Source organism: Arthrobacter sp. NPDC092385, assembly GCF_044755105.1.
Taxonomy (GTDB): Bacteria; Actinomycetota; Actinomycetes; order Actinomycetales; family Micrococcaceae; genus Arthrobacter_D.
This window is the reverse complement of the sequence record NZ_JBIVQL010000009.1, coordinates 60,355-72,860: the sequence shown is the minus strand read 5'-3', so window position 1 is coordinate 72,860 and position 12,506 is coordinate 60,355. Positions and strand designations below refer to the sequence as shown.

9 protein-coding genes are annotated in these 12,506 nt (G+C 68.9%); 2 read left to right on the top strand and 7 right to left on the bottom strand.

All coding sequences use genetic code 11. The features are described 5' to 3' along the window. Positions 1-78 precede the first annotated feature (78 nt). On the top strand, positions 79-645 hold the full coding sequence (locus ACIQCY_RS12730; RefSeq protein ID WP_400484257.1) for a DUF1990 family protein: 567 nt from the start codon (positions 79-81) through the stop codon (positions 643-645). A gap of 135 nt (positions 646-780) precedes the next feature. Here the strand turns inward: ACIQCY_RS12730 and ACIQCY_RS12725 are convergent, their stop codons facing one another. The 6 genes from ACIQCY_RS12725 to ACIQCY_RS12700 all read right to left on the bottom strand — a co-directional run bounded on the left by ACIQCY_RS12725 (position 781) and on the right by ACIQCY_RS12700 (position 7,768). Further along, positions 781-2,406, bottom strand: a complete 1,626-nt coding sequence (locus tag ACIQCY_RS12725; RefSeq protein WP_400484256.1) for an amidase family protein — start codon at positions 2,404-2,406, stop codon at positions 781-783. A 250-nt stretch (positions 2,407-2,656) separates the two neighbouring features. Then, the gene (gene purL / locus ACIQCY_RS12720; protein WP_400484255.1) at positions 2,657-4,945 is read right to left on the bottom strand and encodes a phosphoribosylformylglycinamidine synthase subunit PurL; all 2,289 of its coding nucleotides are present in this window, start codon (positions 4,943-4,945) and stop codon (positions 2,657-2,659) included. Then, complete coding sequence (purQ, locus tag ACIQCY_RS12715; protein ID WP_400484254.1) at positions 4,945-5,742, bottom strand: phosphoribosylformylglycinamidine synthase subunit PurQ; 798 nt, start codon at positions 5,740-5,742, stop codon at positions 4,945-4,947. Before purQ ends, purL begins: the two co-directional genes overlap by 1 nt. After that, positions 5,739-5,999, bottom strand: a complete 261-nt coding sequence (purS, locus tag ACIQCY_RS12710) for a phosphoribosylformylglycinamidine synthase subunit PurS (RefSeq protein WP_400484253.1) — start codon at positions 5,997-5,999, stop codon at positions 5,739-5,741. The genes purQ and purS overlap by 4 nt, the downstream gene beginning before the upstream one ends. A gap of 159 nt (positions 6,000-6,158) precedes the next feature. Then, positions 6,159-6,734 (bottom strand): serine protease inhibitor, encoded by a 576-nt coding sequence (locus ACIQCY_RS12705; protein ID WP_400484252.1) that lies wholly within the window; start codon positions 6,732-6,734, stop codon positions 6,159-6,161. 104 nt (positions 6,735-6,838) lie between these two features. Further along, positions 6,839-7,768: a 3-methyladenine DNA glycosylase gene (locus tag ACIQCY_RS12700; RefSeq protein WP_400484251.1), complete on the bottom strand. Its 930-nt coding sequence runs from the start codon at positions 7,766-7,768 to the stop codon at positions 6,839-6,841. Between the two features lie 171 nt (positions 7,769-7,939). On the opposite strand from ACIQCY_RS12700, the gene ACIQCY_RS12695 reads away from it, so the two are divergent. Continuing rightward, complete coding sequence (locus ACIQCY_RS12695) at positions 7,940-11,077, top strand: S8 family serine peptidase (RefSeq protein WP_400484250.1); 3,138 nt, start codon at positions 7,940-7,942, stop codon at positions 11,075-11,077. 67 nt (positions 11,078-11,144) lie between these two features. On the opposite strand, the gene ACIQCY_RS12690 is transcribed toward ACIQCY_RS12695, so the two are convergent. Further along, complete coding sequence (locus tag ACIQCY_RS12690) at positions 11,145-12,434, bottom strand: aspartate kinase (protein ID WP_400484249.1); 1,290 nt, start codon at positions 12,432-12,434, stop codon at positions 11,145-11,147. Positions 12,435-12,506 lie beyond the last annotated feature (72 nt).

The following is a 12,506-nucleotide window of genomic DNA, read 5'->3' as shown; positions in this document are numbered from 1 at the left end:
CCAGTAGGTTGGACCGAGGGCTCCCGCGGACGACGGCGGGGCGTCCCGGTTGCCGCACACCGACGGGAAGGCACGCGCATGGAGCAGTTCACGTACGAGGAGCGGGGCGCGACGGACAGGCCCTTCCCCGAGCCGCTCGAGGGTGGCTGGCCTGCCGGGTACACCGTGATGGTGGAGTCCCACGAGATCCCGTCCGACGATCCCTCGGCCGCCTTCGTGGCCCTCACCGAGGGCATCCTCGGATGGGAACTGCACCGGCGCGCCGGGCTCACGATGCAGTCCGACGCCGAACGGGCCGCGCCCGGCGTCCGGGTCGTGTCCGGGTTCGGTGTCGGCCCGGCACGCATCAAGGCCCCCTGCCGGGTGATCTGGTCCAGGAGTCCCCAGCTCGACGGCGCGGGCCGGGCGGTTCCCGGCCAGCGCGGGGGCTTCGGCTACGGGACGCTGCCCGGGCACCCCGTACGTGGCGAGGAGGGCTTCTACGCGGAGCTGACCGCGGACAACCGCCTGCTGTTCATCTGTTCCGCGTACAGCGTGCCGGCCAGCCTGGTGTTCCGGCTCGCTGCACCGGTGACCCGGCTGACCCAGAAGTACGTCCTGTCGCGGTACGTGAAGGCGGCGCGGGAGTTGGCGGTGGGTGGCTGAGCGAATGCCTCACCCATGAGCGTGGGGGGTGCCCTCATGGGCAGCGCGCTAACACCTTCTCGATACGCGCACCCGTGACCTGAAGGAAGCCACCACCCGGTCAAGGTGATGGCCTCCTTCGCGCCGTGCCGCGGTCTACTTCTTCCCTTTCCCAGGCGTCCCGTCCGCCGTTGGGCATGAGGCGTCCCATTCCGAAACCGGGACCACGGACGTGCAACGGAACAGCGAGGGATTGATGTTCTGCGGCGACTGCCAGGCCTTCGTGGCTTGCTCGAAGTCGTAGGCGAAGCTCAGCAGGTTCTCCTCGCTCCACGCCGTCCCGAGGAACACGACGCCGGAGGGGCGGCGGTTCGTCTCCGAGTATCCTGACGGCACGATCACCGAGGGGTAACCCGCGCGTGCGCCAACACCCGTGGTCGCGGAGTTCGAGACGATGGCGTCGAGGTCATTGGTGGTGAGGACGGCGTCGATCGCTGCCCTCGTCTCGGCGAGGCCCGTATCGCGCGCGGCCTGGTACTGCGCCAGCTGGGCCGGATCGCCCAGGTCCACGGCTTCCGATTCCGTGAGGAGCGTTTGGCCGAACTTCACCGCAGCGGGGGCATGGGCGCTGTTGTACGCGATGATGTCGCCAAGCGTGTCCATCGGAGCTTCCTCGGGGAGCCGCGACAGATAGGCATTCAGGTCCCGCTCGAACTCGAATGTGAGGATGCTCGGAGCTGATGTCCCGCCAACCGTCACGGGCACGAGTATGGCTCCCTGGACCCGCAGGGCTTCGAGCGCGGCGGTGTACACGGGGTCGGTGTTGCTTGCGACATAACCGAGTCGCGCTCCGACCAGCGCGCTATCGCTGAGGCCGGCCGTGAAGTCGATGTCGTCGCTCGGGTTGGCGGCGGTCGCGGGGTCCTCGGGATCGATGGTGGTCATCGCGCCCAGCAGGACCGCGGCGTCGTATACGGACTTCGTCATGGGCCCCGCGGTGTCCTGCGTCGCCGAGATGGGGATGATGCCCGTGCGGCTCGCGAGGCCCACGGTAGGTTTGACCCCCACGAGCGAGTTGGCGCGGGCGGGGCTGAGGATGGAGCCGGAGGTCTCCGTGCCGATCGTCAGGGTGGCGAGCCCGGCCGCCGCCGCGGAACCCGAGCCCGCACTGGATCCGCTCGGAGTCTGGCTGGCGTCGTAGGGGTTGAGAACCTGACCGCCGAGCGAGCTGTAGCCGGCGGGCATGCCGCTGGTCATGAAGTTGGCGAACTCGGTGAGGTTGGTCTTGCCGATGATGATGGCGCCGGCATTCCTCAGTTCGGTGATCATGGGGGCGTCGGCCGCGGGGAACGAGCCCGCGAGGGCTACCGAACCGGCCGTGGTGGGCATGCCCACCACGTCGATGTTGTCCTTCACGAGTACGGGCACGCCGTGTAGCGGACCGCGGACCTTTCCCTTCCTGCGTTCGGCGTCGAGGACCTTCGCGTCCGCGAGTGCGACAGGGTTGATGGAGCGCACCGAGTTCAGGTGTGGCCCGTTGATGCTGAGTGCATCGATGCGCTCAAGGTAGGCCTGCACGAGGGTTTCCGAGGTGAAGCTTCGGGACGCGAGGCCGGCCTGCACCTCGGCGACCCCGGCGGTGCTGAGGTCCAGCGGTATGGCCTTTGGCGCGGCGACCGCGGGGCCCGGGCCAGCGACGACGGCAGCCGCGAGCAGTCCTGCGGCGAGCCCGGAGGTGATGCGTCGGGCGCGGGGCCGCAACGGTGAGGAGAGGAACGGCATGCGGGTGTCCTTTTGACGAGGTGTATCGGGCGCGAGCACGGGTGGGGGTGCGAAAGTGCCCGGAGTGACATCGCCATCCCATCAGGACCGCATTTCGGAGGGGCGGCTCAACGGTTACGCCCCGGTTACGTCGTCAGCGCCCTTTCATGTTCGGCCCAACCGAGCCGAAGTGGGAGGGAGACGAGAAAGGCCGCCACCCCGGTGGGTGGCGGCCTCACATCGGCCGGAGCAAGCCGCCCCTGCCCGCGTCCTAGCCGAAGTACCTCGGCAGGGTCCCCTCGTGCGCCTCACGGAGCTGCTGCAGCGGCAGGGTGAAGTAGCCCTGCACGTCGAGCGCCTGGTTCTCCGTGTCCACCACGCCGATGCGCATGGTGGGGAAGTTCCGGGCGGTGCACATGTCGTTGAAGCGCACCTCCTCGGAGCGGGGAACGCTGACGACGGCGCGCCCCTGGCTCTCGCTGAACAGAGCCGTGAACGCATCGATGCCGTCGCGCTCGCACAGCTCGTCGAGCCCGATGCGGGCACCGATACCGAACCGCAGTGCCATCTCGCTGAGGCCGGCTGCGAGCCCGCCCTCGGAGAGGTCGTGCGCGGCGTCGATCATGCCGTCGCGCGAGCAGTTCACCAGGATCGCCCCGAGTGTCTTCTCCACGGCGAGGTCCAGTGCCGGAGGCTGTCCGCCGAGGTGCCCGCGCAGGTTGGCCCACTCGGATCCGTCCAGCTCCGCCGCCGTCGTGCCCAGCAGGTAGACGGCCTGGCCGTCCTCCCGCCAGCCGGACGGCGTGCGGCGCGCGACGTCGTCGAACACGCCGAGCACGCCGACCACCGGGGTGGGATGGATGGCGACGCCGCCGGTCTGGTTGTACAGCGACACGTTGCCGCCGGTGACGGGCACGCCGAGCTCCTGGCACGCGTCGGCGAGCCCGCGCACGGTCTCGGCGAACTGCCACATGACCTCGGGGTCCTCGGGGGAGCCGAAGTTCAGGCAGTCGGTGACGGCGAGCGGCTCGGCGCCCGACGTCGCGACGTTGCGGTACGCCTCGGCGAGGGCCAGGCGCGCACCCTCGTACGGGTTCAGGTAGGAGTAGCGGCCGTTGGCGTCCGTCGAGATGGCGACGCCGAGGCCGGTCTCCTCGTCGACGCGGACCACGCCGGCGTCGTCGGGCATGGCGAGGGCGGTGTTGCCCTGCACGTAGCGGTCGTACTGGTCGGTCACCCAGTTCTTCGCGCACATGTTCGGCGAGGCCATGAGTTCGAGGACGGCCTCTCGCAGGTCCACGGGCTGCTCGGGCCTGAAGGTGTCCGCCTGCACGCCGTCGAGCCACTCGGGCCGGTGGTAGGGGCGCTCGTAGACGGGACCCTCGTGGGCCACGGTGCGCGGATCGACGTCGACGATCTTCTCGCCGTCCCACTCGATGATGAGGCGTCCGGTGTCGGTGACCTCGCCGAGCCAGGAGTACTCCACGGCCCACTTGTCCATGATCGCCTCGAACGCCTCGACGTTCTCCGGTGTCACGACCGCCATCATGCGCTCCTGCGACTCCGACATCAGGATCTCGCCGGGCGTCAGCGAGGGATCGCGCAGCAGCACGTTGGTGAGTTCCACGTGCATGCCGCCGTCACCGTTGGATGCCAGCTCCGACGTCGCGCAGGAGATACCCGCGGCGCCGAGGTCCTGGATGCCCTCGACCACGGAGGCCTTGAACAGCTCGAGGCAGCACTCGATGAGCACTTTCTCGGCGAACGGATCGCCCACCTGGACGGCAGGGCGTTTGGACGGCTTCGAGGAATCGAAGGACTCGGAGGCCAGCACCGAGGCGCCGCCGATACCGTCACCGCCGGTGCGGGCGCCGAAGAGGACCACCCTGTTGCCGGCGCCGGAGGCATTGGCGAGGCGGATGTCCTCGTGGCGCAGCACGCCCACCGCGAGGGCGTTGACGAGCGGGTTGCCCTGGTAGACGGAGTCGAAGACCACCTCGCCGCCGATGTTCGGCAGGCCGAGGGAGTTGCCGTACCCGCCGATGCCCGCGACGATCCCGTGGACGAGGCGCGCGGTGTCGGGGTGGTCGATCGCGCCGAAGCGCAGCGGATCCATGACGGCGACCGGGCGGGCGCCCATCGAGATGATGTCGCGGACGATCCCGCCGACGCCGGTGGCCGCACCCTGGTACGGCTCCACGAAGGAGGGGTGGTTGTGGCTCTCCACCTTGAACGTCACGGCCCAGCCGTCGCCGATGTCCACGACGCCGGCGTTCTCGCCGATGCCCACGAGGAGGTGTTCCTTCATGGCCTCGGTGACCTTGTCCCCGAACTGGCGCAGGTGCACCTTCGAGGACTTGTAGGAGCAGTGCTCGCTCCACATCACCGAGTACATGGCGAGCTCCGCGCCCGTGGGGCGGCGGCCCAGGATCTCCTCGACGCGCTGGTACTCGTTCTCCTTGAGGCCGAGCTCGGCCCAGGGGAGCGCCTGGCCGGGCGTGGCCTCGGCGTTCGCGACCGTGTCGATGTTGAACTTCTTGGACATTGTCTCTGCGGTCACTAGCCCACCAGTTTCTTGAGTACCGAGGTGAAGATGCCGAGCCCGTCGGTGCCGCCACGGACCTCGACCTCGCCGCGAGCCGAGGAGTCGGGGCCGAAACCGGCCTCCACCGCGTGCTCGGGGTGCGGCATGAGCCCGACGACGTTGCCCGCCGCGTTCGAGATGCCGGCGATGTCGCGGCGCGAGCCGTTGGGGTTGCCGTCGACGTAGCGGAAGACCACGCGGCCTTCCCCCTCCAGCACGTCGAGCGTGTAGTTGTCCGCCACGAACTGGCCGTCCTGGTTCTTCAGGGGGATGACAATCTCCTCGCCCTCCTCGTAGTCCGAGGTCCAGAAGGTGCCGGCGTTCTCGACCCGCAGGCGCTGGTCGCGGCAGAGAAAGTGCAGGGAGTTGTTCTTGATCATCGACCCGGGCAGCAGGTGGGCTTCGGTGAGGACCTGGAAGCCGTTGCAGATGCCGAGCACGGGAAGGGCGTCGGCCCCGCCCGACGCTGCCGCGGTGATCTGCTCCATGAGCGGGGCGAACCGCGAGATGGCGCCCGCACGGAGGTAGTCGCCGTAGGAGAATCCGCCGGGGATGATGACGGCGTCGACGTCCTGCAGGCTGGAGTCGCCGTGCCACAGGTGGATGGCGCTGCCGCCGGCGAGGCGGACGGCACGGACGGCGTCGCGATCGTCGAGCGAGCCGGGGAACGTGACCACGCCGACCTTCACACCGGAGAGCGGGCTGTCCTCGTTGTTCGAGGCGACCGGCTGGGGGCCGCCGATGAGGGGAGTCTCGATGTTCGAGGTGCTCACTGGCCGTCCTCCTCGAGAACCTCCACGCGCGTGACGTCCTCGATGACGGGGTTGGACAGCAGCGTGGTGGCGGCGTGGCGGGCCTGCTCCAGGATCTCCTCGGTGACGTCACCGTCCACGGTCAGCTCGAAGCGCTTGCCCTGGCGGACGCCGGCGAAGCCGGTGAGGCCGATCCGCGGGAGCGCTCCGGCGATCGCCTTACCCTGCGGGTCCAGGATCTCGGGCTTGGGCATGACGTCGACAACAATCCGGGGCATCCGGCAACTCCTGTGCGTGAGCGGCAAGTGCTGGGGGTTCCAGCATTAAATGCAGTAGCCCGGAAGTGCCGTCTCACGCCGCATCTGGGTTGACGCCGGCGCTCCGCGAGCTTGCCCTGCAAGTCTACCGGGGATTAACGGCGTGCCCGTCCGGCCGCCCTACTGGCCTCCGGGCGCTCCCAGGATGTCGCGGACCCTGTCCCACCGGGAGATCTCGCAGCCGTCGGTCAGGGCGAAAGCGGCCAGGACGGTGGTGCCGTCGATCTCACCGCTGATGCTCGCGGTCTGCGGCCCCCCGTACTGCTGCGTGCAGATGATGTCCTTGTCGGGCCGCGCCGTGAAGAACCCCGCACCGAGCTTCGCGACGGCGGTGCAGGCGGCCTCGGCTCCCGGCAGCGTGGACGCGGGGCCGGGTGCGCCGTCGACACATTCGAGGACGTACTGCACGGGTTCCGCAGCGGCATCCTGCTTGATGGTGATGGTCAGCGCTGCGTTCGTCGCGGAGGCGGCAGACGGGTCCGATGCGGTCGGGCTGCTGCCCGCCGTCGGGGGAGGCGCGGATGAGGGATCGGGGGTGGAGGACTGCACGGCGGTCTCCTGCTCAGTCGGTTCGGCGGCCGGTCCACCCTGCGCGCACGCCGAGAGGGCGAGCGAGAGGACGGCGAGGGGAAGCCCGACGGCCATGGCGGCACGGCGGGATCGGGCTGGTGCTGACGATCGCACAGCGGATGTCATGGTGTCCCCTTCGGCTGGCTTCCCAGCGTAGCGGCTGGTGGAAGGTCAACGAAGGACGACGACGGCATGTCCCGTCGCGGGCGCAACGGCCTGCGTACGGCCCGCTAGGGTGCGCCGAGTGCCCGGTCGAGGAGTCCGAGGAGCCGTATCCTGAGCGCCTGCGACTCCTCCGCGAAGCCGCGCTGCAGGCGGACGTACTCCGCCTTGCCCGCCGCCGTCTCGATGGCGATGGGCGTGTAGCCCCAGTCGCCCAGATCGTAGGGTGACGCCCGCATGTCCATGGCCCGGATGCGCCAGGAGAGCTCGAAGCAGTCCATCACGATCTCGCTCGGCAGGAGGGGAGTGAGCTTGTACGCCCACTTGTACAGGTCCATGTTGGCGTGCAGGCAGCCCGGCTGCTCGAGGTCCCGCTGCGTCTCCCGCGTGGGGGCGTGCTCATTCAGGGGTACGGCCTCCGGCGTGTAGAAGCGGAAGGCGTCGAAGTGGGTGCAGCGGATCCGCGCCGACTCCACGACGTCGTCCGTTCCTTCCGCGCCGAGCCGCAGCCGCAGGTACTCGTGGCGCACGCCGTTGGTCGCGGAGCGGTAGGCCATCGCCCACTCGTGGAGGCCGAAACAGCCGAACTGCGCAGGGCGTGCGGATGTCCGCGCGAGGATCAGCCGGGCGAAGTCGACCGCTTCGGCCCGCTCGGCTGTGAAGCGGGCGACGTCGACGCGGACGCCGTCGGTCTCCGCCGCGTAGTACTTCCAGTCCCGGCGGATGCCTGCAGCCTGCCCGGCCAGGACGATTCCGGCTCCCGGATGCCAGCGCAGGAGCTGGCCGGGCTTCTGGTTGTAGTAGGTGAACAGGAAGTCCTCGACCGGATGCTTCGCGCCGCGCGAGCGCCTGTCGAGGTAGGGCTCCGCGAAGCGGGCCACGCGTTCCCGGTGCTGCCGCTCGCGATCCTGCCACTCCACCTGTGGAAGGCGGGTCAGGAGTTCTGCGGGCACGGGTCCATTATCACCCGGCGCCCTATTGGTAAATACCCTGAGCATTTTGTGGAAATCCGGCACGAAGGCGGCTGGTGGGTGAGTGTTGCCTGAGGTAAATTTGTGCCCGTTGTGGTTCTGTGAGCATCATCACAGGCGCGGCCCTCCTCGGGAGGCCACAGCATCGGGGGAACGGCGATGGCCGGCCCGCACTTTCACGAGAGGCACTACCTTCCTATGACACAACGGAGAAAAGCCGGGCAGGGCAGCAGTACCCTGCGAGCCGCCGCGGCTATCGTTCTGGGTCTGCCGCTACTGGTGACATCGACGGCCGTGGCGCCTGCCGCCTTCGCCGCCCCTGCCCCGGCCACTGCGGTCACACCCCAGAAGGCGCCGGCCAAGGAGCTGGACCCCGCGCAGTACCCGGCCGGCAAGTACATCGTCGTCCTCGCCGACAAGCCCGTAGCCACCTACGAAGGTGGCGTCGAGGGCATCGCCCCGACCAAGCCGGAGAAGGGGGCGAAGCTCGACGCCGAAGCGGACAACGTCCGGCAGTACTCGCAGTTCCTCGAGACCAGGCAGCAGGAGGTCGCGGCCGAGAAGGACGTCGAGATCAAGCGCACCTACACGGCCGCGATCAACGGTTTCGCCGCGGACCTCAGCGCGGACCAGGCCATCGAACTCGCGAAGAGCGACGAGGTCCTCCTCGTCGCTCCCGACGTCGAGAACGCCCCGGACTACTCGAGCATCGATTTCCTCGGGCTCGATGGCGGCAAGGGCATCTGGAAGAGCCAGTTCGGCGGCAAGAAGAATGCCGGAGCAGGCACGGTCGTCGGCGTGATCGACACCGGGTACTCGCCGGACAACCCCTTCTTCGCGGGCAAGAAGGTCAAGCCGCTCAAGGGCAACCAGCAGCCGGTGGTCGGCGAGCCCTACCTGAATGCGGCAGGCAAGATCGCGATGCTGAAGTCGGACGGCAGCACCTTCATCGGTGAGTGCCAGGTCGGCGAGGGCTTCGACGGCAGTCTCTGCAACTCCAAGGTCCTCTCGGCCCGCTACTTCGCCGAATCCTTCCTCGCGAGCGTCCCCGAAGACAAACGGGCACCGCAGGAAGTCATCTCCCCCGTGGACATCGACAACCACGGCACGCACACCGCGAGCACCGCCGCGGGCAACTCCGACGTCACCCAGACCGTCGACGGCCGTGACTTCGGCGTCTCCTCCGGCGTCGCACCCGCGGCCAAGCTCGCCGTCTACAAGACCTGCTGGGAGGACATCGACCCTGCGACCGGTGGCTGCTACTCCTCCGCGTCGATCGCGGCCATCAACCAGGCCATCCTCGACGGCGTGGACGTGCTGAACTACTCGATCTCGGGCAGCACCACGACGACGACGGACCCCGTGTCCCTCGCCTTCCTGTCGGCGACGTCCGCCGGGATCTTCGTCGCCGCCTCCGCCGGCAACTCGGGCCCCACGGCCAGCACCGTCAACCACGGCGCACCCTGGATGACCACGGTCGCCGCGAGCACGTTCAGCTATGAACTCCAGGGCACCGCCGAATTCTCCGACGGCACCAAGTACCGCGGCGCGTCGATCATGCGCGGCGGCGTTCCGGCCAGCCCTGTCGTCCTCGCCGTGGATGCTGCTGCAGCAGGCGCGGCCGGCCCGAACCTCTGCGGCCCCAACACCCTGGATCCCGCGAAGGTCGCGGGCAAGATCGTCGTCTGCGACCGCGGCGTCGTCGACCGCACCGCCAAGAGCGCCGAGGTGGCACGCGGTGGCGGTGTGGGGATGATCCTCGTGAACCTCGTCGACTCCTCGACGGACACCGACCAGCACGCGGTCCCCACGGTGCACGTCAACGCTCCCGAGGCCCTCGAGCTCAAGGCGAAGGTCGCGGCCAACCCGTCGCTCACCGTCGCGCTGCAGCCCACGGACACCACGGGCAAGCCCCTGCCTCCCGCACCCCAGGTCGCCGGCTTCTCCTCGCGCGGTCCGCTCCTCGCGACCGACTCAGATCTCCTGAAGCCGGACGTCACGGCTCCCGGTGTCGCCGTCCTCGCGGGCGTCTCCACCGTCGGCTCGAACGGCGCGCAGTTCGGTTTCCTCTCCGGTACCTCCATGGCATCCCCGCACGTCGCAGGGCTCGCCGCGCTGGTGCTCGGCAAGAACCCGGCGTGGTCCCCGGCAACCGTGAAGTCCGCCATGATGACCACGGCGTACCCCCTGAAGACCGCGACCGGCGGCGTCGAGACCGACGCACTGGCCGTGGGAGCGGGCCACATCAACCCGGCCTCCGTCCTCAACCCCGGGCTGGTCTACGACCAGGACGTCGATGATTACCTCGCCTTCATCCAGGGCACCGGCGTCGACCTCGGGATGGACGACATCAAGCCCGTCGCGGCGAGGGACACCAACGTCCCTTCCTTCGGCCTCGGCAACCTGACCGGCCGCACCGAGGTGACCCGCACGGTCACCGCCGTCACCCCCGGCCTCTACCGTGCAACGGCGAATGTGCCCGGAGTCAACGTCACGGTCACCCCGTCGGTGCTCAACTTCAGCGCCGCGGGGGAGACCCGCACGTTCAAGGTGTCCTTCGAGAACCAGAGTGCGCCGTTCGGCCAGTTCACGTCCGGATCGCTCACCTGGTCCGGCCAGGGCATCAAGGTCACCTCGCCCGTCGCCGTCCGTCCCCAGGCGCTCAACGCGCCGGAGGAGATCGCCTTCAACTCCGCCGGCCCCGACGGCAGCGGGACCTTCGACGTCACGTCCGGTACCAACACCCCGATCCAGATGACGCTCGAAGGCCTCTCCAAGGCCGACTCGACCGCCATCAGCCTCGAGGTGGGTCAGAACGCCATCAAGGACGTCACCGTCCCCGAGGGCGCTCCGGTCGCGAAGTTCTCCGTCCTCTCCGACGACCCGCAGGCCGACTTCGACATGCTCGTCCTGACGCCCTCGGGTGCTGTCGAGGAGGTCGCGACGGCCGACGCCAGTGAGACGATCACGATCGAGGATCCGGAGCCGGGCAAGTACCGCATCCTCGCGAACCTCTACGCCAGCCCGGACGAGCGCACCACGACCGGCACGATCGACGCCGTCATCCTCGGCGGTAACGAGAACAACGCGACGCTCACCCCGAATCCGCTCGCCCTGGCGAACGGCAGCACGGGCGCGGTGACCCTGGCCTGGACCGGGCTCGCTCCCGGCTCGTACGTGGGTCGCATCTCCTACGCAGGGTCCTCGATCGTCACGTACGCGACGGTCGTCGTGGACGGCGAGGGCGAGGCCCAGGCCCAGCTCCCGACCGTCGACCCGGCGGACAAGCTCCTCACGGGTCCCCGCGAGGCGACCACGCCCACCGGGAACAAGTAGCAGCAGCTGACTGACAGCACGAAGAAGGCCGGTGGATTCCTGATCCACCGGCCTTCTTCGTGTGCTGCTAGCGTCCGGTTCCGGCGTAGACGGTAGCGGTGGTGTCGCCGTCGAGCTCGAAGGCGGCGTGCACGGCACGGACAGCGGTGTCGAGCAGCTGGGCGCCGGTCACCACGGAGATGCGGATCTCCGACGTCGAGATCATGTCGATGTTCACGCCGGCGTCGGAGAGCGCCCGGAAGAAGCGGTAGGAGACCCCGGGATTGGAGCGCATGCCGGCGCCGATCAGGGAGAGCTTGCCGATCTTCTCGTTGTAGTCGACCGTCTCGAAGCCCACGCGGTCCTGGGCCTCGCCGAGGGCGGCGAGGGCCTCGGCGCCGTCGACGATCGGCAGGGTGAAGGAGATGTCGGTGCGGCCCGAGCCGTGCGTCGACACGTTCTGCACGATCATGTCGATGTTCGTGTTCGCACCGGCGACGATCCCGAAGATCTCGGCCGCCTTGCCGGGGATGTCGGGCACGCCGACCACCGTGACCTTCGCTTCCGAGCGGTCGTGGGCGACACCGGAGATGATGGGCTGTTCCAAGGGTTCTCCCTCTTGAATCTTGATCTGGTCGTCGGGGCTGGGCAGTACCCAGGTCCCCTCGTTGTGGCTGAAGGAGGAGCGGACGTGGAGGGGGACACCGAAGCGCCGCGCGTACTCCACGCAGCGCAGGTGCAGGATCTTGGCGCCGGACGCGGCCATCTCGAGCATCTCCTCGCTCGAGATGGTGTCGATCTTCTGCGCCGACGGGACCACGCGGGGATCGGCCGTGTAGACGCCGTCGACGTCGGTGTAGATCTCGCAGACGTCGGCGTCGAGCGCTGCCGCGAGCGCGACGGCGGTGGTGTCGGACCCGCCGCGGCCGAGGGTCGTGATGTCGTTGCTGTCACGGCTCATGCCCTGGAACCCGGCGACGATCGCGATGTCGCCCTTCTCGATGGCCGTGCGGATGCGGTGGGGCGAGACGTCGATGATGCGTGCCTTGCCGTGGATGGCATCGGTGATCATGCCGGCCTGGCTGCCGGTGAAGGACTGGGCGGATGCTCCGATGGCGTGGATCGCCATGGCCAGCAGCGCCATCGAGATGCGCTCACCGGCGCTCAGCAGCATGTCCATCTCGCGGGCGTCCGACGACGCCGGACTCACCTGGGCTGCGAGGTCGAGGAGCTCGTCGGTGCTGTCACCCATCGCGGAGACGACCACGACCACCTGATGGCCCGCGGCCTGGGTGTCCACCACGCGCTGCGCTACACGCTTGATACCCTCGGCGTCGGACACCGAGGACCCGCCGAATTTCTGGACTATGAGGCTCATGCACTCGCTCACTGGTGAAGGACGACGGCGGTATGACCCTGCCGCGCCGGCTGTATCTCTGAGGGGCGGCAG